Source organism: Propioniciclava sp. MC1595 (genome assembly GCF_017569205.1).
Lineage (GTDB): Bacteria > Actinomycetota > Actinomycetes > Propionibacteriales > Propionibacteriaceae > Propioniciclava.
Genome location: NZ_CP071870.1, coordinates 2,963,140 through 2,985,821 on the forward strand (window position 1 = coordinate 2,963,140; position 22,682 = coordinate 2,985,821).

27 protein-coding genes and 1 tRNA gene are annotated in these 22,682 nt (G+C 72.7%); 17 read left to right on the top strand and 11 right to left on the bottom strand.

From position 1 onward, the window contains the following. Positions 1-33 precede the first annotated feature (33 nt). Both J4N02_RS14320 and J4N02_RS14325 read left to right on the top strand, forming a co-directional pair. The gene (locus tag J4N02_RS14320) at positions 34-633 is read left to right on the top strand and encodes an inorganic diphosphatase (protein ID WP_188334116.1); all 600 of its coding nucleotides are present in this window, start codon (positions 34-36) and stop codon (positions 631-633) included. A 3-nt stretch (positions 634-636) separates the two neighbouring features. Then, positions 637-1,458, top strand: coding sequence for a metallophosphoesterase (locus J4N02_RS14325; protein WP_188334115.1), 822 nt, complete (start codon positions 637-639; stop codon positions 1,456-1,458). A 1-nt stretch (position 1,459) separates the two neighbouring features. Here the strand turns inward: J4N02_RS14325 and J4N02_RS14330 are convergent, their stop codons facing one another. Continuing rightward, positions 1,460-1,957, bottom strand: coding sequence for a hypothetical protein (locus tag J4N02_RS14330; RefSeq protein WP_188334114.1), 498 nt, complete (start codon positions 1,955-1,957; stop codon positions 1,460-1,462). A gap of 32 nt (positions 1,958-1,989) precedes the next feature. On the opposite strand from J4N02_RS14330, the gene J4N02_RS14335 reads away from it, so the two are divergent. From J4N02_RS14335 to J4N02_RS14365, 7 genes are all read left to right on the top strand, one after another. Continuing rightward, on the top strand, positions 1,990-2,682 hold the full coding sequence (locus J4N02_RS14335; protein WP_188334113.1) for a type 1 glutamine amidotransferase: 693 nt from the start codon (positions 1,990-1,992) through the stop codon (positions 2,680-2,682). 376 nt (positions 2,683-3,058) lie between these two features. Then, on the top strand, positions 3,059-3,361 hold the full coding sequence (locus tag J4N02_RS14340) for a hypothetical protein (RefSeq protein WP_208090991.1): 303 nt from the start codon (positions 3,059-3,061) through the stop codon (positions 3,359-3,361). Further along, the gene (locus J4N02_RS14345) at positions 3,292-3,873 is read left to right on the top strand and encodes a class I adenylate-forming enzyme family protein (protein WP_208090992.1); all 582 of its coding nucleotides are present in this window, start codon (positions 3,292-3,294) and stop codon (positions 3,871-3,873) included. Before J4N02_RS14340 ends, J4N02_RS14345 begins: the two co-directional genes overlap by 70 nt. Next, positions 3,870-4,478: a TetR/AcrR family transcriptional regulator gene (locus tag J4N02_RS14350; protein WP_188334111.1), complete on the top strand. Its 609-nt coding sequence runs from the start codon at positions 3,870-3,872 to the stop codon at positions 4,476-4,478. Before J4N02_RS14345 ends, J4N02_RS14350 begins: the two co-directional genes overlap by 4 nt. 2 nt (positions 4,479-4,480) lie before the next feature. Further along, positions 4,481-5,377, top strand: a complete 897-nt coding sequence (locus J4N02_RS14355) for an alpha/beta fold hydrolase (protein ID WP_188334110.1) — start codon at positions 4,481-4,483, stop codon at positions 5,375-5,377. 9 nt (positions 5,378-5,386) lie between these two features. Beyond that, positions 5,387-6,433, top strand: a complete 1,047-nt coding sequence (locus tag J4N02_RS14360) for an adenosine deaminase (protein ID WP_188334109.1) — start codon at positions 5,387-5,389, stop codon at positions 6,431-6,433. Next, positions 6,417-6,974 (top strand): DUF664 domain-containing protein, encoded by a 558-nt coding sequence (locus tag J4N02_RS14365; RefSeq protein WP_188334108.1) that lies wholly within the window; start codon positions 6,417-6,419, stop codon positions 6,972-6,974. Before J4N02_RS14360 ends, J4N02_RS14365 begins: the two co-directional genes overlap by 17 nt. Here J4N02_RS14365 and trxA read toward each other — a convergent pair. Next, positions 6,967-7,386 carry a thioredoxin gene (gene trxA / locus J4N02_RS14370; RefSeq protein ID WP_188334107.1) on the bottom strand — a complete coding sequence of 140 codons (420 nt, stop codon included), beginning with the start codon at positions 7,384-7,386 and terminating at the stop codon, positions 6,967-6,969. The two genes, J4N02_RS14365 and trxA, sit on opposite strands and share 8 nt — an antisense overlap. A 139-nt stretch (positions 7,387-7,525) precedes the next feature. Between trxA and J4N02_RS14375 the strand changes: the two genes are divergently transcribed. Next, entirely contained in the window at positions 7,526-8,893 is a 1,368-nt protein-coding gene (locus tag J4N02_RS14375; RefSeq protein WP_188334106.1) for a DUF222 domain-containing protein, read from the top strand. A gap of 139 nt (positions 8,894-9,032) precedes the next feature. After that, entirely contained in the window at positions 9,033-10,085 is a 1,053-nt protein-coding gene (locus J4N02_RS14380) for an LLM class flavin-dependent oxidoreductase (RefSeq protein WP_188334105.1), read from the top strand. Here J4N02_RS14380 and J4N02_RS14385 read toward each other — a convergent pair. Next, the gene (locus J4N02_RS14385) at positions 10,070-10,678 is read right to left on the bottom strand and encodes a DNA-3-methyladenine glycosylase (RefSeq protein ID WP_375539359.1); all 609 of its coding nucleotides are present in this window, start codon (positions 10,676-10,678) and stop codon (positions 10,070-10,072) included. The genes J4N02_RS14380 and J4N02_RS14385 overlap by 16 nt on opposite strands. Further along, positions 10,668-10,940, bottom strand: a complete 273-nt coding sequence (locus J4N02_RS14390; protein ID WP_188334104.1) for a DUF2277 domain-containing protein — start codon at positions 10,938-10,940, stop codon at positions 10,668-10,670. The genes J4N02_RS14385 and J4N02_RS14390 overlap by 11 nt, the downstream gene beginning before the upstream one ends. Positions 10,941-10,967: 27 nt before the next feature. On the opposite strand from J4N02_RS14390, the gene J4N02_RS14395 reads away from it, so the two are divergent. After that, positions 10,968-11,828, top strand: a complete 861-nt coding sequence (locus J4N02_RS14395) for a GNAT family N-acetyltransferase (protein WP_188334103.1) — start codon at positions 10,968-10,970, stop codon at positions 11,826-11,828. Here the strand turns inward: J4N02_RS14395 and J4N02_RS14400 are convergent. Together J4N02_RS14400 and J4N02_RS14405 are read right to left on the bottom strand one after the other, a co-directional pair. Next, positions 11,807-13,102 (bottom strand): glycoside hydrolase family 1 protein, encoded by a 1,296-nt coding sequence (locus J4N02_RS14400; protein WP_208090993.1) that lies wholly within the window; start codon positions 13,100-13,102, stop codon positions 11,807-11,809. The genes J4N02_RS14395 and J4N02_RS14400 overlap by 22 nt on opposite strands. 4 nt (positions 13,103-13,106) lie before the next feature. Then, complete coding sequence (locus J4N02_RS14405; protein ID WP_188334102.1) at positions 13,107-14,930, bottom strand: DUF2207 domain-containing protein; 1,824 nt, start codon at positions 14,928-14,930, stop codon at positions 13,107-13,109. A gap of 89 nt (positions 14,931-15,019) precedes the next feature. Between J4N02_RS14405 and J4N02_RS14410 the strand changes: the two genes are divergently transcribed. Both J4N02_RS14410 and J4N02_RS14415 read left to right on the top strand, forming a co-directional pair. Beyond that, complete coding sequence (locus J4N02_RS14410) at positions 15,020-15,661, top strand: NADPH-dependent F420 reductase (RefSeq protein ID WP_188334101.1); 642 nt, start codon at positions 15,020-15,022, stop codon at positions 15,659-15,661. A gap of 9 nt (positions 15,662-15,670) precedes the next feature. Next, the gene (locus tag J4N02_RS14415; RefSeq protein WP_188334100.1) at positions 15,671-16,399 is read left to right on the top strand and encodes a PIG-L deacetylase family protein; all 729 of its coding nucleotides are present in this window, start codon (positions 15,671-15,673) and stop codon (positions 16,397-16,399) included. 3 nt (positions 16,400-16,402) lie between these two features. On the opposite strand, the gene J4N02_RS14420 is transcribed toward J4N02_RS14415, so the two are convergent. From J4N02_RS14420 to tmk, 5 genes are all read right to left on the bottom strand, one after another. Further along, complete coding sequence (locus J4N02_RS14420; protein WP_188334099.1) at positions 16,403-16,897, bottom strand: NUDIX domain-containing protein; 495 nt, start codon at positions 16,895-16,897, stop codon at positions 16,403-16,405. A 25-nt stretch (positions 16,898-16,922) separates the two neighbouring features. Beyond that, positions 16,923-16,995, bottom strand: a tRNA-Thr gene (locus tag J4N02_RS14425). A gap of 66 nt (positions 16,996-17,061) precedes the next feature. Further along, positions 17,062-17,781: a DoxX family protein gene (locus J4N02_RS14430; RefSeq protein ID WP_188334098.1), complete on the bottom strand. Its 720-nt coding sequence runs from the start codon at positions 17,779-17,781 to the stop codon at positions 17,062-17,064. 75 nt (positions 17,782-17,856) lie between these two features. Next, entirely contained in the window at positions 17,857-18,993 is a 1,137-nt protein-coding gene (locus J4N02_RS14435; protein WP_188334097.1) for a DNA polymerase III subunit delta', read from the bottom strand. After that, on the bottom strand, positions 18,990-19,718 hold the full coding sequence (gene tmk, locus J4N02_RS14440; protein ID WP_188334096.1) for a dTMP kinase: 729 nt from the start codon (positions 19,716-19,718) through the stop codon (positions 18,990-18,992). Before tmk ends, J4N02_RS14435 begins: the two co-directional genes overlap by 4 nt. 100 nt (positions 19,719-19,818) lie before the next feature. On the opposite strand from tmk, the gene J4N02_RS14445 reads away from it, so the two are divergent. The 3 genes from J4N02_RS14445 to J4N02_RS14455 all read left to right on the top strand — a co-directional run bounded on the left by J4N02_RS14445 (position 19,819) and on the right by J4N02_RS14455 (position 22,652). After that, on the top strand, positions 19,819-21,324 hold the full coding sequence (locus J4N02_RS14445) for a catalase (protein ID WP_188334095.1): 1,506 nt from the start codon (positions 19,819-19,821) through the stop codon (positions 21,322-21,324). 96 nt (positions 21,325-21,420) lie between these two features. Further along, complete coding sequence (locus tag J4N02_RS14450) at positions 21,421-21,978, top strand: TetR/AcrR family transcriptional regulator (RefSeq protein WP_188334094.1); 558 nt, start codon at positions 21,421-21,423, stop codon at positions 21,976-21,978. A 2-nt stretch (positions 21,979-21,980) separates the two neighbouring features. Next, positions 21,981-22,652 carry a maleylpyruvate isomerase family mycothiol-dependent enzyme gene (locus J4N02_RS14455; RefSeq protein ID WP_188334093.1) on the top strand — a complete coding sequence of 224 codons (672 nt, stop codon included), beginning with the start codon at positions 21,981-21,983 and terminating at the stop codon, positions 22,650-22,652. Positions 22,653-22,682: the final 30 nt, after the last annotated feature.

The window sequence follows — 22,682 nt, forward strand, 5'->3', positions numbered from 1 at the left end:
CCATTGTCCCCCACGCGCGCTAGCCTTCAGCCCATGCGCGCATCCTTCGAACGCCCCAAGGTCAAGCCCCCGTTGCACTTCGACGTGACGGTCGAGATCCCCAAGGGGACGAAGAACAAGTTCGAGATGGACCACCACAACGGTCGCATCCGCCTGGACCGGACGCTGTTCACCGCGACGGCCTACCCGAACGACTACGGCTTCATCGAGGGCACCCTCGGCGAGGACGGCGACCCGCTCGACGCGATGGTGCTCCTGCCCGAGGCCACGTTCCCCGGCTGCCTCATCGAGTGCCGCGCGATCGGCATGTTCCGGATGCAGGACGAGATGGGCGGTGACGACAAGGTGCTGTGCGTGCCGGTCGCCGACCTGCGCCAGGACAACATCCGCAACCTCACCGACATCCCCGACCTGACGCTGCTCGAGATCGAGCACTTCTTCAGCGTCTACAAGGACCTCGAGCCCGGCAAGTCGGTCGAGGGCGCCGTGTGGACCGGTCGCGCGGAGGCCGAGCAGGAGGTGCGCCGCTCGTGGGAGCGTGCCCGCGGCACCGAGCACGAGAACGAGTTCACCCCGCCGCCCGGCGGCGACGCCAAGGACACCATCGGCGGCCTGCACGACGACGACGACTGATCGATGCGCCGGCACCCCACCCACCGGCTCGCCCACCTCAGTGACCTGCACGTCACGGGCGACGGTTCCCCGGTGGGCGGGGTGGTGGACGCCCGCGCGCAACTGCTGCGCGCGCTGGAGGTCCTGACCTCCTGGAACCTGCGCTGCGACGCGTGGGTGCTCTCCGGCGACCTGTCCGACGACGGGTCGCCGGCTTCGTATGCGTGGCTGCGCTCCACGGTGCTGGACGCCGCGGCCTCCGTCGGCGCCGACGTCGTCTGGGCGACCGGGAACCACGACGAGGCCGGAGCGTTCCGTTCGGTGTTCGGGCATGGGGTGGCCGGCGTCGCGGGGCCGGTGAACGCCGAGCACGACGTGGCCGGGCTCCGGGTGCTGGTGGTCGACTCCTCCGTGCCCGGGACGCCGGCCGGGACCGTGGCGCCGGAGTCGCTGGCGTGGCTGGGTGGGCGGCTGGCCGAGCCCGCGGCGTCCGGGAGCCTGCTGGTCGTGCACCACCCACCGCTGCCGCCGCTGCAGGACGCCGCGTGGCGCTGGCCGCTGACCAACCCCGACGACCTCGCCCGCGTGATCCGCGGCAGCGACGTCCGGGCCGTGTTGTCGGGGCACTTCCACCACAGCGCGTCGGGGGCGTGGGCCGGGGTGGGCGTGAGCATCGCCCCGTCGCTGGTCTACACCCAGGACCTCACCGTGGGCGGCGACCTGCGTGGGCAGTTCGCCAACACCGGCTTCGCGGTCGTCGAGGTGTACGACGACGTGGTCACGCACACGATCGTCCCGCTCGACCGCGGGCCAGGGGTGGGTGGGGAGATCCCGGCGGAGCGGTGACTCAGATGTCGCCCTCGAGCAGGTAGACCACGCCTTGCGCTCCCCCGCTGGGCTCCACCTGGAAGACGACCTCGTGCCGGCCGGCGGTGAACGAGGCGTCCTCGACCGTGAACGCGGGCGTGGTGCAGTCGTTGGAGAAGCTGATCCGCTCGACGCCGTCGACCATGAGGGCCACGTCCACCGAACCCTCGTGGCTGGCGCACAGCAGGTGCACGCTGACGACCTGCCCCATGAACTGGTGGGTGGCCACCTCGTTGCCCACGGCGTCCGACTCGAAGGTGGTGCGGATGATCTCGTTGGGCAGCTTGGGCGGGATCGTCGGCAACGGGTCCGGCGTGCCGGCGGGGGTGGCCCTCGGGCTGGCGGCCTCCGCCGTGGCGGGTCCGGCGGGGACGGCGGGGCCCGACGCGGCGCTCGGGGCCGGCGACAGCTGGGCCGGGCTGGTGCACGCCGCCAGGGCGACCAGCGGGGCGACGAGGAGCGGCGCGCGTCGGTTCATGGTCGCCATTGTGCCGTCACTAGGCTGCGGCCATGGCCAGGCTCCCCCGTGTGACGATCCTCCAACTCGACCCCCGCTGCCCGGCGGGCCCGATCGAGGGGTGGTTGAAGGACGCCGGCGTGCGGCTCTCGCAGGTGTCCCTGTGGGACCGTGACGTCCCGCCGATCGCGTCGATCGGCGAGGGGCTGGTGATCCTGGGCGGGACGATGTCGGCCCTCTCGGCGTCCGAGCACCCGTGGCTGGTCGACCTGGCCGACCTGGTCGCCGACGCCCACGACATCGACATCCCGATCCTCGGCGTGTGTCTGGGCCACCAGGTGCTCGCAAACGCGCTGGGTGGCCAGGTGATCGTCGGGCACCCGGACGGGACCGAGGAGGGCGCGGTCGCGCTGGAACTGCTGCCCGCGGCGTCCGAGGACCCGGTGCTGGGCGCGCTGTCGGGTGAGGTCGTGGTGGCGCAGTCGCACCACGACGTCGTCGTGCGGCTGCCCGAGGGGGCGGTCGAGCTGGCCCGGACCGCGCGGTACGGCAACCAGGCGTTCCGGCTGGGGTCGAGCTGGGGCGTCCAGTTCCACCCCGAGGCGACGCCCGAGCTGATCGAGGACTGGTCCCGGCGCTCCCCCCGCCGCGCCGAGGTGGTCGCCGAGGTGACCGCGGCGATGGACGCCATCACCGCCTCCGGCCGCGCCGTCACCCAGGCGTTCGCGCAGGTCGTGCGCGGCTGACCCAGCGCCGAGGGCTTGGGTTTGACACCAACCGAGAAGTGACCTCAAGCGAGCGACTTCGCCACGGGTTCACCGTGGAACTCGCCCCGAAGAGTCTCGGTTGAGTTCAGTTCTCGGTGGCCCGGCGTCGCCACGCGTTCCTCGTGGCTCACTGGCTGTCGGAGCACGGGAATCCCAAGCCCTCGGCATGCAACACCCAAGCCCTCGGCGTCGGAAACCCAAGCCCTGGCCGTGCCTCCCGCTGCGCCGCGGCGCAGAGGCGCCCGAAGGTCACGAGTTCGTCACAGGGGTTGACCCGGGTGCGCCGACCCAGCACGATACGGATACCTGAATCACCATTCATGTTTGTGATTCGCCCCGTCGTGAAAGGATCCCCATGCGGACACAGAAGTTCCTCGTCGCCGGCGCGGCCGCGCTGGCACTGACGCTCAGCGCGTGCGCACCGAACGCGGCAGCGCCCGCCCCGGCCCCCGGTACCGCCGGCTCCACGGACGGCGCCGCCGCACCCGCGGACACCACCCCGGTCAAGGTCGACATCATCTACTCCAAGACCGGCCCCCTGGCCGCCTACGGCGAGACCTTCTACGAGGGCCCGAGGCCGGCCCGAACGTGCTCTGCCTGCCCGCCGAGCTGGCCTTCGAGCGGGCCGGGTCCGCAGGCGTCCCCTACCCGCACGTGACCTGCGCCATCGCCGACCCCGTCACCGGCGAGGTGCTCGACGGCGAGGCGACCGGCGAGCTGCTCGTGCGCGGCCCCTCGGTCTTCCCCGGCTACCTCGGTGACCCCCAGGCGACCGCCCAGAGCACGCGCGGCGGGTGGCTGCACACGGGCGACCTGGTCCGGCGCGATGCGGAGGGCTACCACTGGGTGCTCGACCGCATCGACGACCTGTACATCACCTCGGGCGAGAACGTGTCCCCGGTCGAGGTCGAGCAGGCGCTGCTCACCCACCCCGGCGTGGCGCGCGTGGCCGTGGTCGGCGTCCCCGACGAGCGCCGCGGCGAGGTCGGCCTGGCGTTCGTGGTGCGCCGCCCCGGCGTCCCGGTCGACGAGGTCGCGCTGCTGGAGCACTGCCGCGAGCGGCTGGCCCGGTTCAAGGTGCCCGCCGAGGTGCGGTTCACCGAGGAGTTGCCCCACGCCGCCCTCGAGAAGGTGCGGCGCTCGGCGCTGCGCGGGAGGGTGGAGGCATGAGCTCGGCACCCCGTACCGCCCGTGGCCGCCGCACACGCGAGAAGATCCTCGCCTCGGCCCTGAAGGAGTTCGGCAAGGTCGGTTACCACGACGCCTCGATCGTCCGGATCACCGAGGGCGCCGGCGTCGCCATGGGCACCTTCTACCTCTACTTCGACGGCAAGCTCGCCGTCTTCAACGAGCTCGTCGAGGATCTCAACCGCCGCCTGCGCCACCGCCTGACCCAGGCCATCGTGGGCGCCCCCGACCGGCTCGCCGCCGAGCGGGCGGGGTTCCGGGCGTTCTTCGAGTTCACCACCGAGGTACCGCAGCTGTACCGGATCATCCGGCAGGCCGAGTTCGTCTCCCCCGAGGCGATGCACCTGCACTACGGGCGCATCGTGGAGGGCTACCAGCGGGCGCTGGCCGCGGCGTCCGACGCCGGCGAGATCGCCCCACTCGACCCCGAGGTCACCGCCTGGGCGCTCATGGGCATCGGCGAGATCATCGGCATGCGCTGGATCCTGTGGCAGGAGGGCGAGGACGGGGCGCCCGCCATCCCCGACGACGTGCTGGACAACACCCTCGACTTCATCACCCGCGCGCTGCGCCCCGACAAGGAGTGACCATGTTCCGTGAGTTCGACGCCGCCACCGGCCTGCACGCGGGCGTGTGGGAGCCGACCACCCCCACCGCGGACGCCGGGGCGGGTGTGCCGACCGTGCTCGCCATCCACGGCATCACGTCCTCCCACCGGGCGTGGGCGCCGATGGCCCGGCAGCTGCCCGACGTCCGGATCGTCGCCCCCGACCTGCGCGGCCGCGGCGGATCCCGCGCCCTGCCCGGGCCCTACGGCATGGCCCGGCACGCCGACGACGTGGCCGCGCTGCTCGACGAGCTCGGCGTCGACCGCTGCGTCGTGGTCGGGCACTCGATGGGCGGCTACGTCGCGGTGACCCTCGCAGCCCGCCACCCCGAGCGGGTCGCCGGACTCGTGCTGGTCGACGGGGGCCTGCCGCTCAAGGGCGACCCGTCGCTCGACCCCGAGGAGTCGCTCCGCCGCACGCTCGGCCCGGCCGCCGAGCGCCTGTCGCGCACGTTCGCCTCGCGCGAGGAGTACCGCTCGTTCTGGAAGGTGCACCCCTCCTTCGCCGAGTGGAGCGACGACATCGAGGCCTACGTCGACTACGACCTCGTCTCCGACGACGGTGCGCTGCACCCGGCGACCTCGTACGAGGCGATGGCCGCCGACTCGCGCGACCTGGTCACGCCGGGCAACGACGCGATCCGGGCGCTGCGCGACCTCGCGATCGACGCGACCTTCCTGCGCGCCGAGCGTGGGATGGTCGACGAGCCGGGCGGGCTGTTCCCGGCCGCGTGGGTGGCCGAGCAGGTCGAGCGGCAGCCGCGCGTGCGCGTGGTCGAGGTGCCCGACGTGAACCACTACACGATCACGCTGTCCGACCCTGGCGCCGTGGCCGTGGCGGGGGCCGTCCGCGACGCCCTCGCGGGGGCGCGCGTGTAGGGTCGGGGGATGCTGGCCGGACGGGATCTCGGGACGCTCCCCAAGGCCCACCTGCACCTCCACTTCACCGGCTCGCTGAGCGTGCCCACGCTGGTCTCGTTGGCCGATGCGCGTGGGATCGAACTGCCCGAGCAGCTGGTCGACTCGATCGCCCTGGACGTGCCCGCCGACAAGCGCGGGTGGTACCGGTTCCAGCGCTTCTACGACATCGCCCGGGCCGCGGTCCAGGGCGAGGACGCCCTCCGCACCGTCGTGCGTTCTGCCGCGGCCGAGGACGCCGCCGAGGGGTCGCGCCGGCTGGAGCTGCAGGTCGACCCGACCTCGTACGCCTCCTCGGTCGGGGGGCTGCAACCCGCGTTGGAGATCATCTGCGACGAGGCGCGGTCCGCGTCGGCCGCGACCGGGGTACAGGTCGGGATCGTCGTCGCGGCGTCCCGGGTCCGGCACCCCTTCGACGCCCGCACCCTCGCCCGCCTGGCCGCCCGGCACGCGGGGCAGGGCGCCGGCGAGGTGTGCGCGTTCGGGCTGAACAACAACGAGTGGGAGGGCGAGACCGCCGAGTGGGACGGGGCATTCCGCATCGCACGACGCGCCGGGCTGCCCGGGGTGCCGCACGGCGGCGAGCTGCGCGGCCCCGAGCACCTCGCCGAGGTGGTGGAGCACCTGGAGCCGGCGCGGATCGGCCACGGGGTGCGCGCGGTCGAGGACCCCGATCTGCTGGCCCGGCTGGTCGACCGGGGCGTGGCCTTCGAGGTGTGCCCGGCGTCCAACGTGCAGCTGGGGGTCTACCCGACACTGGCCGACGTGCCGCTGGGCGTCCTGCTGGACGCCGGCGCGCGGGTGGCCCTCGGGGCCGATGACCCGCTGCTGTTCCTGTCGCGGCTGGTCGACCAGTACCGGACGGCGCGCGAGGTGCACGGGCTGGACGACGCCCGCCTAGCCGGGCTGGCGAGGGCCTCGATCGAGGCGTCCTTCGCGTCGGACACCGACAAGGCCGGGTGGCTGGCCGAGGTGGACGACTGGCTCTTAGGCTCGGCCCATGACGGATCACGTTGATCCCCCGTGGGAGCCGCCCTTGGCGGGCACCGAGGCCGAGCACCTGATCGGCGCGCTGGACCGCCAGCGCTGGACGTTCCGCTGGAAGGCCGACGGTCTGGACGCCTCGGGTCTGGGGTTCCGGTTGCCGAGTTCGTCGCTGTCGTTGGGCGCCCTGATGAAGCACCTGGCCGCCTGCGAAGCGCTCAAGATGACCTGGGACATCGATGCGTCCCGGCCGTGGGAGCCCTTCGCCCGCGAGGACGCGCACCTGTGGGCGTTCGAGTCGGCCGCGGCCGACTCCCCCGAGGAGCTGTACGCGCTCTACGACGGGGTCGTCGCCCGGGCCCGGGAACGGACGGCCGAGCTGCTGGCGTCCGGCGGGCTGGACCAGACGGTCGCCCTCGGTCAGCAGTGGGGCGTGACCGTGTCGCTGCGCCGCGTGCTGTTCGACCTGCTCGAGGAGTACGCGCGCCACACCGGCCACGCCGACCTCCTGCGCGAGGCCGTCGACGGGCGCGTCGGCGAGGACCCGCCGGAGGACTGGCGTCCGGTCAGCTGAGCGCGGCGTCGATGCGCTGGCGGTAGGCCTGCGGCGACTGGGCACCCATGAGGGTGTCGACCTGCTTGCCGTCCTTCAGCAGCACCACGAGCGGGATGCTCTGCACCTTGAACTGGTAGGACACGTCGGGGTTGTCGTCGACGTTCACCTTGACCACCTTGACCCGCCCCGCGTACTCGGTGGCGATCTTGTCGAGGATCGGCGCGATCATCCGGCACGGCCCGCACCACGGCGCCCAGAGGTCGAGGACGACCAGCAGGTTCGTGTCGACGGCTGCGTCGAAGGTGCGGTCACCGGCCTCGACCAGCCACGGGAGATCGGCCTTGCACGACGCGCACCGCGGGTGCCCCGTCGATGCCTCCGGAACCCTGTTCTTCGTGCCGCAGCCCGGGCACGCGACCACCTTTGCCATGGGGCTAGCGTAGGGGCTGGCCGACGTCATCCGGCGGTCTCGCCGCCTCCTGTGACCGTGACTTGATCGTGATGCCCGGACGCCGGCGGATTCGGCCCCTCGTTCGGAAATTGTCAGTGGGGGCTGGGAGGGTTGGTTCATGGCGGAACTGGTCCTGGATTCGGTGGCGGTGGCAGCAGCAGCGCTCGACCACGCCACCGACACGATCCGCGCCGCCGAGGTCACGCAGTGCCTGGCCATCGCCGCGTTGTGTGACCTGCACGAGGTGGACGAGTCCGTGCTGGTCGACGGGTGCGAACGCTGGGTGCCCGGCGGTGCCGACGGCACCCCACACATCGGGGAGTTCGTCATCGGCGAGATCGCCGGCCTGCTCGGCGCCGGCATCGGCGCCACCGTGCTCCGCATCCACCGGGTCCTCAACCTGCGCCACCGCCACCCCACCCTCTGGACGCTCGTGGTCACCGGCGACATCCGCGCCCACGAGGCCTTCCTGGTCGCCGACGCCGCCGCAGCCGCGAAGCTCGACGCCGACGCCTGCAGTCGGTTCGACCGCATGTGCGCCCACGCCCTGGCCCTCCAACCCTGGGCACGGGTGAAGGGCCAGCTCGAACGCTGGCTGGTCAAGGCCGACCCCACCCAGGCCGCCGCCAACGCCGCAGCGGCTGCCGGACGCCGACGGGTCGACCTCGGCCCGGTCACGGACGGCCACGTCGGCCTGTGGGGCCAGGTGGACGCCGCCGACGGACTCGCCCTCGACGACGCCCTCAACCACCTCGCCGAGAATCTGGATGGCGAGACCATCGACCACCGGCGCGCCAGCGCCCTCGGGCTCATGGCACGCAGCGTGCTCGGGCAGGACACCCTCCCCACCGGTGGCGTGGCAAAGAAGGCGGAGATCGTCGTGCGGATCGACAGCGCTGACCTCGCCGACCCGGGCAGCGGCACCGCGGACATCGCCGGGTGGGGGCACGTGCTGCTGTCCCAACTCGACGCGATCCTCACCGGCTGCAAGATCCAGGTCCGGCCGATCGTGATCGACACCACCGTGCCGACGTTCGACGGGTATGTGGTGCCCGACGCCATGCGCAGGGTGCTGGGCGAGCGCAACCCCGTCGACGTGTTCCCCTACGGCACCCGACAGGCCGGCTCCTGCCAGGCCGACCACACCATCCCCTACCAAGCAGGCCTCACCGGGCAGACCCACCTGGGCAACCTCGGTCCCCTGTCGAGCTTCACCCACCGGCTCAAGACCCACGGCGGCTGGCACCTCGAACAACCCACCCCCGGCCTGTTCCTATGGCGCTCACCCCTGGGCTACCAGTACGCCGTCACCACCACCGGCACCATCCGCATCGGCAAACCCGAACCACCCCAACACCGGTGGTGGCACCAAGAACCACCCGACCACCAGCCACCCGACGACCTCGGGCCACCCGGCCGAGCAGGCACGGCCCCGATCCCACCCGACCCGGGCGAACGACAGACACCCCTGCCCTACGTCGCCTGACCCAGGTCGCCACCCACCGCGGCCCGCGGCGTCCAACACCCACCCGACCAATCACCCGCCGAACCCGACCGGAACCACCCCGGCCGGGCAACCGGCATGCACGGAGGAATACGGCCGCCGGGGTGGGGGTTCACCGAGCGTGAAGGCTTTCGGATTCCTCAGTTTCGGCCACTACGCCAGCGACCCGCGGCAGGGTCCTGATGCGAAGAGCATGCTCAAGGACGCCCTGGAGATCGCCCGCGGCGCGGACGAGCTCGGCGTCAACGGCGCCTACTTCCGGGTGCACCACTTCGCCCGCCAGGCCGCCGCACCGGTGCCGCTGCTCGCCGCCATCGCCGGCAGCACGAAGCGCATCGAGGTGGGCACCGGCGTCATCGACATGCGCTACGAGAACCCGCTGCACCTCGCCGAGGAACTGGGCGGCCTCGACCTGCTCTCCGACCAGCGCGTCGCGATCGGCATCAGCCGCGGCTCCCCAGAGCCGGCCCTGCGCGGCTGGGAGGCGTTCGGCTACACCGGCTCGACCGATCCCCGTGGCGCGGACATCGCCCGCGACAAGTTCGACCTGTTCCTGCGCGCGATCGACGGCGAGCGCCTCGCCGATGCGGACCCGCGCCAGTTCGGTCCGGGCCAGAAGCTCCGCATCGAGCCCCACGCTCCCGGGCTGCGCCAGCGCATCTGGTGGGGTGCCGGCACCCGCGACACCGCGGTGTGGGCCGCCCAGCAGGGCGTGAACCTGATGAGTTCCACGCTCGTCACCGAGGCGACCGGCCAGACCTTGGGCGACCTGCAGGCCGAGCAGATCGACCGCTACCGCGAGGCGTTCGCCGAGGCCGGCCACGACTGGACGCCCCGCGTCTCGGTCAGCCGCAGCATCTTCCCGATCGTCGACGAAGCCGACCAGATGTGGCTGCAGCTGCGCCGCGCGGAGGGCTCGGACCAGATCGGCGTCATCGACGGCTTCCGCTCGACGTTCGGCCGCTCCTACATCGACACCCCCGACCGGCTGGTCGAGCAGCTCAGGGAGGACGCCGCCGTCATGGCCGCCGACACCCTGATGCTGACGATCCCCAGCCAGCTCGGGCCCGAGGCGAACCTGCGCATCCTGGCCAACTTCGCCGAGCACGTTGCCCCCGCGCTGGGCTGGAAGCCCAACACCGAGGGCCCGGTCGCCGGCTACCCGCTGGCCTGACCCGGGTCGACGAGTCGTGCGGCCGGGTGCAGCTTGGCCGCCGACACGGCGGCCGAGGCCGGGTCCCAGAACCGCCACGGCCGGTCGAACGCCCGGGACACGTTGACGCGCACCCCGGACGCCACGGCGTCCGGGGGCGTACCGGGGCCCAGCGACCAGTTGGCCGCCCCCACCCCGAACGCGCCCAACTCGGCCCCGTCGTCCGCCCGGGTCACGCCGAGGGCGCGGCACAGGTTGCCGGGGCCGCGGGCGAGCCAGGCGTCCCGCACGCCCGGACGCCGTGACCTCGCCTCCTCGAGCCCCGCCACCACCTCACCGGCCCGCAGCAGCACGGCGGACGCGACGCCAGCAGGCCCGCAGACCAGGTTCATGCAGGCGTGCCCGTGCATCGTGTACACGTACACGTGCCCGGCCGGTCCGAACATGACGGCGTTGCGCGCGGTCGGTCCGCGCCACGCGTGCGAGGCGGGGTCGTCGGCGCCCTCGTAGGCCTCGACCTCGACGATCCGCACCGCCACGCCGCGCACCGTCAGGACGCACCCCACCAGCCCGGGAGCGACTTCCAGGGCGCGGCGGGTCAGGTCAGGCAGCACCGAAGCGTGCCGCGTTGCGGGCGCGGGCCTTCTCGCGCTCGACCTCGCGGTCCTTGGGTGCGGCGGTCGTGGACAGCGACGCGATCAGCTTCTGGGTCGCCGCCTCGATCTCGGCGACCGCGGCGTCGAAGGCGGCGGTGTTGGCGATCGAGGGCTTGTTCATGCCGCTGATCTTGCGGACGTACTGCAGCGCCGCCTCGTGCACCTCGTCGGGGTAGGCGGGTGGTTCGAAGTTGAACAGCGGACGAATGTTGCGGCACATGGGGCCCACCCTGCCACGATGGGCCTTGTGACTGAACCCATCGCCACCACCGATCGCGCCGAACTCCTGACCTTCATCGTCGCCCAGCAGGCCTCCCCCGCCTCGGCGACGGCCTACCTCGGCGACGAGGCCGCCGGCGTGGAGGCCGAGCTGGAGGGCCTCGACCAGCCCTGGCTCGAGACCGCGCGCGTGATGCGCGACCAGGACGGCAAGCTCACCGCCGCCGCCCTCGCCGAGTGGGACACCGAGGTGGGCCGCGCCTGGGTCCACGGCCCGTGGGTGGCCGAGGGCCCCTTCGTCGAGGTCGGCGAGGCGCTGCTGCGCGCGGTGGCCACCCAGTGCCCGAAGGGCATCGGCGAGTACGAGTTCAGCGGCGACGTCGCGAACACGGGCATGTCCGACCTCGGCGCGCACCTGGGCTGGCGCGCGTCCAAGGTGAACCACGCCTACGAGGTGTCGGCCGATGCGATCACGCACTGGCCGTCGGTCGACGGCGTCCGGCTCGCGACCGAGGCCGACCTGCCCGCACTGGGGGCGCTGCACGGCTCGGAGTTCCCCAACACCTACGCCACGACCGCCCAGCTGCTCACCCGCCACACGACGCTGGTGGTCGAGCGGGGCGGCGCCGTGGTCGGCTACGCCTCCGGCCAACTGCAGGACGACGGGCACGCCTACATCGACTTCATGGCCGTGGACGCCGGCCACCGCGGCCTGGGCCTGGCCCGCGGCCTGCTGGGCGAGCTCGCCCGACTGCTGGCGGCGTCCGGCGCCCCCGGCAAGGTGCACCTCACGGTCGAGGACGACCGGGCCCCCGCCATCGCGCTCTACGAGTCGCTCGGCATGCGCCGGGCGATCTCGCTGCGCGGCTACCGCGGGCCGCTGGGGTAGGACTGCCCGGCGACGAACTCCTCGTACGTCGTCCGCGTCACGCCGCCGTCACGGATCACCGCGGCCAGGAACCGGCCCGAGTCGCGCACCGTGCGCTGCTGGGTCTCGTAGTCGAGCGCGACGATGCCGAAGCGCGGGCCCTCGCCCTCGCGCCACTCCCAGTTGTCGACGAAGCACCAGTGGTAGTAGCGCTCGAACGGCAGGTCGCTGGCCGCCATGGCCTGCAGGTGCTCGAACACGTACCGGCTGCGGAACGCGTCGGCGGCGTCCGCGGTGCCGTTCTCGGTGACCCAGATGGGGGCCGGGTAGCGGGCGTGCAGCTCGCGGGCCACCTCGACCAGCCCCTGCGGGTGCACCTCCCAGCCCAGGTCGTTGACCGGCGCGCCGGGGAACGTGCCGTCGGCCAGCCCCTTCACCGCGCTGCGCGCGTAGTAGTTGATGCCGAGGTAGTCGTAGTGCCGCCCGGGCGTGACGTCGGCGGGCTGGCGCCCGAGCAGGCGGGTGAACCGGCCGCCGAGCAGCGCATCGGCGAGGAGGTCCTGGAACAGGGCGCGGTCGAGCGCGGCCACCCCGCGGTGGAACGGGTTGCGCGGGTTCAGCGGCGCGAACACCCGCGCGTGGTGCGCGAAGCCGACCTTCGCCTCGGGCTGCATCTCGTGGATGCGGTGGTAGGCGCGGCAGTGCGCGATCGCCATGTTCCGCAGGGTCGAACGCACGGCACCCCAGTCGCGGGTGGCGGGCGGCCCCTCCCCGAACAGGTGGGCCTGCACCGCGTACACGTTGGGCTCGTTGATCGTGACCCAGTCGGTGACGAGGCCGCCAAGGGCGTCCACGACGACGTCGACGAGGTGCAGGAACCGGTCGACCGCGTGCGGGGCCGTCCAGCCGCCCAGCCCGGCGAACCAGGACGGGTGGCTGAAGTGGTGCAGCGTGACGAGCGGCACGATCCCGGCGGCGCGGACGGCCGCGACCTCCTCGCGGTACCGGTCGAGGACCCCGCGATCCACCTCGCCGGGGCGCGGCTCGATGCGCGACCACTCCACCGACATGCGGTAGGTCTGCAGGCCGAGCGACGCCATCAGGTCGGTGTCCTCGCGCCACCGGTTCCAATGGTCGGTGGCCCGCAGCGGGGTCGAGCCGTCGGCGATCGTCCCGGGGATCTGCGCCCAGTCGTACCAGCTGTTGTTGCGGTCCCCGCCCTCGATCTGCAGGGACGCCGTGGCCACCCCGACCAGCAGGTCGCGGGTGGTGAAGAGCATCTCGGACGCCGTCACGGGTTCACCAGCCCCCGCCGCCACCGCCACCGAAGCCGCCGCCGCCGGAGAAGCCGGACCCGCCGGAGGACCCGGCCGTCGCCGCGGTCTGGGCCGAGACGGCCTGCTGCATCGACTCGCTCAGGGTGTGGGAGAGGTCGTTCATCGCCGAGGAGAAGTAGGCCCCTTGGTAGAGGCTGTGCCCCACGTACCAGTCGTCGTGCGGCGTGTAGCGACCCTCGGCGGCGAGCTGCTCGAAGATCTTCGCCCAGCGGTCGGCCACCCCGAAGATCGTCGCCCACGGCAGGTAGCGGGAGAACACGTCGACGCCCTCCTCGAACTTGATCTGGTCGGCCTCGGCGGTGCGCAGGTAGAGCTCGAAGCCCTTCGACTGGGCCAGCACGGCCGAACCCTCGGCGGTGCGGCGTCCGGCCTTGAACGCCAGCGGGGCGAGCACGAGGCCGGCGATGACGGGGGCCAGGCCGACGAGGCCGAGGCCGAACGCGAAGCCGAGCACGGCACCGACGGCGATGCCCGACAGCACGAGCAGGATCGCCCCGGCCAGCGCGAGGCCCTGCGCCGCCTGGGGGCTGCCCTTGAACCAGTGCAGGTCCTTGACCACGCGGTCGCTCAGCTTCTCGCGCGCCCCGGGCAGGAGCTTGTGGTAGCGCTTGTCGCGCAGGTCCTTCGTGGTGACCGAGCTCCCCCGCTTGAACAGGGTGTCGACGATGTGCTTCTCGGCGCGGGTCAGCTCGTCGGCGCTCTGCCGCTTCACGAACCGCCAGTGCTTGCCCTCCTCGACGATCTGGTAGTGCCCGCGGGCCGCCAGGTCGAGGATGGTCGCGGTCACGTCGACGTTGTCGGCCCGGGTGTCGAGCAGGACGCCGACCTCGCCCACGCGGGCGCCCTGCGGCGGGGTGAACTGCACGGCCACGGGGGCCTGCTTGGCGGACAGGCCCACGCGGGCCTGCTCGCCCGGCGCCGGCCGGACGCCCGGGGTCAGGCCGAGGTACACCTCGTCGCGCGACCAGCGCCGCGCCTTGAGCAGGACCGCGCCGATGCCCAGGACCGTCATGGCCGCGGTCAGGCCGACCGACAGCGGGGTCACGGGCAGGACGTTGCCGACGTGGTAGCGCTTGGTGATCCGCGGCTCGGCGCCGACGAACGTGCCCGCCGGGAAGCCGGCCACGACCTGGACGCCCTGGCCCGGCTCGAGGCCGGAGGCGTGGAAGCTGGCCGTCGAGGCGTCCGAGGTCGCCTCACAGGGCTGGTCGAAGCGCCGCCCCTCGAAGCACGCCACGCGCGTGATCCCGACCGGGCCGGTGACGGTCGTGGTGACGTCGTCGATGGGCACCTGCCAACCGGTGCCGATGACGTTCCAGTTGAACTCGTCCAGGCCGCTGGTCGCGTGCCGCGGCGCCAGCAGGCCGCGCGCGGTGTAGTTGATGACGTAGGTCTGGGTGCCGTCGACGCGCGTACCCTCGCGGCCGATGCGGATCACCTGGTTGCCCTCCTCGGTGGTCACGTACGTCTCGGCGGGCGCGCCGCTGGGGCTGGTCACCTCGCCGAGCGTGATGTCGACCATCCGCCACTGGTCGGGGTTGCCCTCGACGCGCTGCTGGGTCGGCAGCGTGACGAACGGGCCGTGCCCGGCGCTGCGGCCGAAGTGGAAGTCGAACTCGATCCGGACGGTGCTCAGGCCGTCGGCCGCGACGTCGACGCGGGCGTCGTAGCGGGTGATCCGCCACTCGCGGGGGGTGTCGTCGTCGGCCTGGGCGCGTGGCGCCACACCGAGCACGAAGGCGAGCGTGAGGAACAGTGCGAGGGTGAGTCGGGTGAACCGACGCATGGAGGCTCCTTGACGTTCGGGGTCACCTCCACGGTAGCCGGTTGCCCGCGGCCGGGAATGCCCCGACGGGTGGAGGCGTTGGGGCCCACGTGGACAAGCGACTCGGGATCATCGGCGCCGGCAAGGTCGGCACGACGCTCGGGCGCCTCGCGCTGGCGTCCGGCTGGGACGTGCTCATCTCCGCGAGCCCGACCCGCCCGATGCAGTCCCTCATCGTCGAGACCATGCTGCCCGGCGCCCGCCTGGTGCCCGAGGCGGAAGTCGTCGCCGGCGCCGACATCGTCGTGCTCGCCGTCCCGATCTCGAAGGCCACCACCGTCGACCTGCCCGCCCTGTCCGGCAAGGTCGTCATCGACGCGATGAACCACTGGTACCCGGTCGACGGCAGCCACGACGAGGTCGAGGACGCCCCCTCCAGCAGCCACTGGGTCCAGTCCCTCAACCCGGCGATGCGCCTGGTGAAGTCCCTGAACCACCTCGGCTACCACGACATGGAGACCGACGCCCGCCCCGCCGGCCACGCCGAGCGCCGGGCCGTGGCCGCGGCGTCCGACGACGTCGAGGCGCGCGCGGCCGTCGCCGCCCTGCTCGACGACCTCGGCTTCGACCCCGTCGAACTCCCCTTCGCGGCCTCTCGCCAGCTCGAGGGGGGCGGTCCCGTCTTCGGTCGCTGGGTGGACGCCTCGGGGCTGAGGTCCGCCCTCTCCCGCAGCGGGGTCAGGGCCACCTAGGCTGCGCGCATGACAGCGCCCGCGATCGAACACCTGCCCGACGACTTCACCCGCGTCCTCTGCGTGGTCGCGCACCCCGACGACATGGAGTACGGCGCCTCGGCGGCCGTCCACCACTGGACCAGCCGCGGCGTCGAGGTCGCCTACCTGCTGCTCACGTCCGGCGAGGCCGGCATGCAGTCACCGCCCGAGGTCGTCGGGCCGCTGCGCGCCCTCGAGCAGAAGGACGCCTGCGCCGCGGTCGGCGTCGACAAGCTGACCATCCTCGACCACCCCGACGGGATGCTGGAACCCACGCTCGGGCTGCGCCGCGACATCGCCCGGGTGATCCGGCAGTTCCGGCCCGACGTGGTCGTCACCGGCAGCTGGGAGGTCGAGGCACCCTGGGGCCTCAACCAGGCCGACCACCGCGCCGCGGGGCTCGCCACGCTGGACGCCTGCCGCGACGCCGACAACACGTGGGTGTTCCCCGAGCTGGCCACCGACGAGGGGCTGCCGAAGTGGGGGCCCACCTGGCTGCTGGTCCACGGCTCCGACCGCCCCACGCACGGCGTCGGGCTGGCGGAGGCCGACGTGGCCGCCGCCGTGGCGTCCCTGGGTGCCCACCGGGCCTACCTCGCGGACCTGCCCGAACACCCGAAGCCGGTCGAGTTCATCCCCGAGATGCTGCAGGGCCAGGGTCGCGCGCTCGGCACCGCGCACGCCGTGCTGTTCCGCGGGTACCGGCTGCGCGGCTGACCCCTAGGCCGGCGGCAGCGGGCCGAGGCCGCACTCCGGGGCGTCCGCGATGAGGACGCCCATGGCCCGGGCGTGGTCGTCGTCCAGCTCGGGCAGCGCGTCGGCGGGGAAGAAGGCCGCCTCGGTGTTCTCCCCGTCGGCCGGGTGCGGCTCGCCCGAGACCCATCGGCAGCGGAAGGTGTGGTTGATGTACTGCGTCTGGTCACCGTTGTCGTAGGTGCGCATGTCGGTGACGTCCTGCCAGACGAGGCGCTCGACCTCGACCACGACGCCCGCCTCCTCCAGCGCCTCGCGCGCCGCCGCCTCGTGCGGGTGCTCACCCGGGTCGACGATGCCGGTGACGACCGACCAGCCGCCCGTGTCGGCGCGGCGCACGAGCAGCCACTCGACGGTGCCGTCGGGGCGGGTGCGGTGGATGCCGGCGGTCGATCCCGACAGCCAGAGCGGGGTGGTGCCGACGTGGCGGCGCAGGTGCAGGATGAAGTCGGGCGTGGCCATCGAACCTCCCTGCGGGCATGAAGAGAGCCACCTAGCAGATTCGAACTGCTGACCTACGCATTACGAGTGCGTCGCTCTACCAACTGAGCTAAGGTGGCGCGGCCCCTACGGGCCGGGGCCACACTCTAGCAACGCTTGCCCCGCAGCGTGAAACCGGGCGTGGCTCAGGCGGCCTTGGCCTCGGCGCGGCGTGCGCGGAAGCCGTGGTCGACCGACCAGCCGCCGCCACCGACCAACATGAACAGCACGCCGACGGCGACCAGCAGCAGTTCGAGGGCGCCCACGAAACCGGGCTTGCCGGCCTCGAACGGCGTCCAGTTGCCCCACAGCACGAAGGCGAGCGCGCCGCCGGCGACGAGGACCAGGCCGAGCCCGGCGACGCGGGTGAGCAGGCCGAAGACCAGCCCGATGGCGATGGCGACCTCGGCCGCGCCGAGGACGACGGCGAGGATGCCGGGCGCCGGCAGGACGGTGCTGCTGATCAGCTCGGTCGTGGCCGGCAGGTTGAGCAGGTGGTACAGGCCGTGGCTGCCGACGATGGCGGCGGTGACCAGGCGCAGGAGGAACAGGCCCAGCGAACCGGCGAACTTGTCGGTGTTGCGGTGGGTGACGGTGACCGTCTCGGCGCGCACCGGCAGGTCGGACACCGCGGTGGCACCGGTGCCGGCGGCGACGGCCGGGGCACCCGCGTACTGGGGGCCGGCGGCGGTCGCGACGGGCTGGGGCTCCGGCTCGGGCGCGGGGGCCAGCGCGGCCAGGCGAGCCTCGCGGCGCGCGGCGCGCTCGGCGACGAGGCGCTCGCGCTCTGCGTCGACCTCGGACGTGCGGGCCGGCGCAGCCTCGACGTCCCAATCCGCCTGGGTGTCGGTCAAGTTGTCGGCCATGGGGAAGTCCTTTGCTCGGGGCGTACGTCCACGCCCATCGTCGCAAAGCCGCGGTCGGTTACCCGTGAGCGACACTCACGCCGCGTGGAGGCTGATCATCAGCGACTCCATCGCCAGCTGCGGGGCCACGTTCGTCTCGAGGGCCTCCCGGCACGCGAGGATGGCGTCCAGGCTCGCGATCGTCTGCTCGGGGTGGGTGCGCCGGGCGACCGAGGCGAGGTCGACGGCGAGGTCGGCGTTGATCAGCCGCTGCGTCGCCTTCGTCTGCAGCGCGAACACATCGCGGTAGTAGCCGGTCAGCTCGGTGAGCACCCGGTCCAGCGCGTCGCGCTGGAGCCGCTTGGCACGCGCCTTCTGCTGCTCCTCCAGGTCGCGCAGCGCGGCCTGGGCGTGGCGCGGCTTGGCGCCCTTGGTGGTCATGCCCAGCGCCTCGGAGAGGGTGGTGCGCTCGCGGGCGTCGAGGTCGGCGGTGGCGTGCGTCGCCTCCTCGGACGCCGCGGCCACCAGGTTCGACGCCGCCTGGAGGCAGGCCCCGAGCGTGGTCAGCTGGGCGGGGATGCGGAGGATCTCGCTGCGGCGGCGCCGCGCGTCCTCGTTGCGGGCGATCGCTCGCGCTCGCCCGATGTGGCCCTGCGCGACCCGGGCGGCGTGCGCGGCCATCTCGTGCGGGACGCCGTCGCGCTGTTCGAGGAGTCGCGCGATCGACGCCTCGCTCGGCGTGGCCAGCTCGACCCGGCGGCACCGCGAGCGGATCGTGACGATGACGTCGTCGGGCGTGGGCGCGCACAACACCCACACCGTGCGGGGGGCCGGCTCCTCGATCGCCTTGAGCAGCGCGTCACCGCCGCGCTCGGTGATGCGGTCCGCGTCCTCCACGACCAGCACCTGGGCCCGGCCGAGGGTCGGGGCCATCGCGGCCCGGCGGACGAGGTCGCGCACCTCGTCGACGCCGATCGACAGTTGCTCGGTGCGCACGAGCGTGACGTCGGGGTGCGCGCCCGACAGGGAGGTGCGGCAGGCGGTGCACTCGCCGCAGCCGCCGCGCTCGCACTGCAGGGCGGCTGCGAAGGCCTTGGCGGCGTTCGAACGCCCCGACCCTGGGGGGCCGGTGACGAGCCACGCGTGGGTCATGGCGTGACGCTCGCCGGCCACGGCGCGCTGCAGCACCTCGACCGCGCGCTCCTGGCCGACCAGCTCGCCCCAGACGCTCATTCCGTCACTCTGCCAGCGGGGTCCGACACTTCGTCCTCGGGCCCTCGGTCGGGGTCGAAGAGCGCGGACAGGAGCCCGCGGCGTCCGACCTCGTGGTGGTGGGTGCCGGACAGCAGCTCGGCGACCCGCTCGCGGATGCGCTCGGCGATCGCCGTGATCGGGTCGCGGGCCGGCAGCACCAGGTAGCGGGCCGGGTCGCGCTCGGCGAGCGCGAGGAAGCCCTCGCGGACGCGGGCGTGGAACTCGGCGCCGGCGGACTCCATGCGGTCGTGGGACTCGATGCCGGCCAGCCCCGTCTCGGGGGCCAGGTCGAGCAGCACGGTGAGGTCGGGGCGCAGGTCGTCGGTGCCCCACCAGTTGATGCGCTCGACCTCACCCACGTCGAGGACGCGGCCGGCCCCCTGGTAGGCCAGCGTCGAGTCGACGTAGCGGTCGCAGACCACGACGGCCCCGCGCTCGAGGGCGGGCCGGACGATGGAGTGCACGTGCTGGGCCTTGTCTGCGGCGAAGAGCAGCGCCTCGGCGCGCGGGCCGAGGTTCTCGGTGGCCCGCGACAGCAGGATCTGGCGGATCTGCGCGTTCACCGGGCCGTCGCCGGGCTCGAAGGTCCGGACCACCTCACGCCCCTGGTCGGAGAGCCACTCGGCCAGCAGGCCGGCCTGCGTCGACTTGCCGACGCCGTCGCCGCCCTCGAACACCACGAATGCTCCCTGCACGCCGTTCATCCTAGGCGTAACGCGGTCGGGAATAATTCGTGTGCGAAAGCTGTTGGGCAGTGAGAACCTGTCTACGACAGCCCACTGACGTGCACGGAAGGAATCATCGATGACCATCTCCCGTACCTCCGGCGGCGCTCCGGTCGAGAGCGACGCCCATTCCCTCAGCATCGGCTCCAACGGCCCGCTCCTGCTGCACGACGTGCACCTGGTCGAGACCTTGGCGCACTTCAACCGCGAGAACGTGGTCGAGCGTCGCCCGCACGCGAAGGGCGCCGGCGCGTTCGGTACCTTCACGGTCACCCAGGACGTGTCGAAGTGGACGAAGGCGGCCGTGTTCCAGCCGGGCACCACCACCAAGACGCTGCTGCGCTTCTCGACCGTCGCCGGTGAGCTGGGCTCCCCCGACACGTGGCGCGACGTCCGTGGCTTCTCGCTGCGCTACTACACGACCGAGGGCAACCTCGACATCGTCGGCAACAACACCCCGATCTTCTTCCTCCGCGACCCGATGAAGTTCCCGCACTTCATCCGCTCGCAGAAGCGCCTCGCCTCCAACGGCCTGCGCGACACCGACATGCAGTGGGACTTCTGGACCCTGTCCCCCGAGTCGGCCCACCAGGTCACCTACCTCATGGGCGACCGCGGCCTGCCGAAGACGTGGCGCAACATGAACGGCTACGGCTCGCACACCTACCAGTGGGTCAACGAGGCCGGCGAGCGCTTCTGGGTGAAGTTCCACTACCACACCCAGCAGGGCATGGAGTTCCTCACCAACGAGGAGGCCACCAAGCTCGCGGGTGAGGACGCCGAGTTCCACCGCCGCGACCTGTGGGAGTCCATCGAGAAGGGCGACTTCCCGAAGTGGACGATGTCGGTCCAGGTCATGCCGTACGAGGAGGCCAAGACCTACCGCTTCAACCCGTTCGACCTGACCAAGACCTGGTCGCACGCCGACTACCCGCTGCACGAGGTCGGTGTCCTGGAGCTCAACAAGAACCCGGACAACTTCTTCGCCGAGATCGAGCAGGCCGCGTTCGCCCCGTCGAACATGGTCCCCGGCGTCGGCATCTCCCCCGACAAGATGCTGATCGGTCGCGTGTTCGCCTACGCGGACGCCCACCGCTACCGCGTCGGCCCGAACTTCCACCAGCTCCCGGTCAACCAGCCGCAGGGCGTCGAGGGCGGCTTCGAGGCCGTCAACCAGTGGATGTTCGACGGCAACCAGGCGTACCACCACTCCGGCACCGCCCCGGTCTACGCCCCGAACTCCCTCGGCCGTGAGTCGGCCCAGGAGTTCCAGGGCAAGGTCTCCGAGGGCTGGGAGGCCGACGGCGAGATGGTGCGCCAGGCCTACGCCCTGCATGCCGAGGACGACGACTTCGGCCAGGCCGGCACGCTGGTGCGCGAGGTCTTCGACGACGCGGCCCGTGACCGCCTCGTCGAGACGCTGACCGGCGCCCTCGGCGGCATCGTCCGCCAGGAGGTCTACGAGCGCGCGATCTGGTACTGGAAGTCGGTCGACGAGACCATCGGTACCCGCGTCGACGAGGCCGTCAAGGCCAACCGCGAGCAGGAGACCGTGCCGGGCATGGGTGTCGAGCGCGACGCCTGATCCGTCCGATCCACAACGGGGCCGTCCTTCGGGGCGGCCCCGTTGTCGTGTTCCCGGGGTCTTGTTCGGGTCGGACTACAGGTGTAGTTTCTCTCCATGACCGATCGCCGCACCGCTGTCCTCGACGCCGCCGTCTCCGTCGTCGGCGCGGGTGGGGCGCGGGCACTCACCCACCGGGCGGTCGACGCGGCCGCCCGGCTGCCGGCCGGGTCGGCGTCCAACCTCTTCCGCACCCGCGAGGCCCTGCTGGTCGGTCTGGTCGAGCGCTGCGTCGAGCGCGAGCGGGCGGCCTGGGTCGAGGCCGTGGACGCCGCGGGCCCGGCCTCGCCGCGTGCCCTGGCCGCCGCCCTGGCCGACCTCGCCGTCCGGCAGGTCACCACCGACCGGGACGTCACCCTCACCCGGTGCGCGATCCTCGTCGAGGCCGCCACCACCCCGGCGGTCCGGGATGCCCTCACCGCCGGCGGCCAGGACGTCATGGCCCGGGCGGTCGCGCTGGTCGCGTCCGCCGGTTCGCCCACCCCCGAGGTGGACGCCGCCGCGCTGGCCCACTGGGTCTTCGGCGCCGTCCTGCACGAGCTGGCCAACCCGTCCGGCTCCTTCGCACCGCAGGCGCCGCTCACCGCGCTGGTGCAGCGGCTGATCAAGGAGTGACCATGACCACCGACGCCGAGACCTGGGCCCTGGTCGACGACCAGCGCCGCCGCACGATCGCCCTGCTGGGGTCGCTCTCCCCCGCCGACTGGGACGCGCCCTCGCTGTGCTCGGACTGGACGGTGAAGGACGTCGTCGGCCACCTCGCGTGGCAGCGGGCGGCCTCGTCGGCGTCCTCGCTGCCGGGCACCATCGCGGCGATGCTTCGCGGGCGGGGGTCCATGGACGCGGCGATCTCCGACCTCGCCACCCGCTGGGCCGCTCGGCGCTCGGTGGACGAGCTCCTGGGTGAGGTGCGGCTGCTGCCGGGCCACCACCGCACGGTCATCGGCACCACCGTGATCAACCACCTGATCGACGCGATCGTCCACCACCACGACATCGCGCTGGCCCTCGGGCGCGGTCTGGACGCCGACCCCGATGCAGCGGCGGTGGCCGCCGACAGCACGTGGAGCCTGCCGAAGGGGTTCACCCTGCCGGTCACCCGGCGCCTGACCGCGTTCCGGTGGCGGGCCACCGACACCGACTGGGACCGCGGCGACGGCCCGCTGATCGAGGGCCCGATGGCGGCCATCGAGTGCCTGCTCATGGGGCGCGAGGCTGCAGGAGCGCACCTGTCCGGCCCGGGCCTGGCTTCGGCGTTGGCTGCGGTCGCCGACCCGGCGATCGCCTGACAGCGAAGACGTCATCCGGAGTAGGCCCGC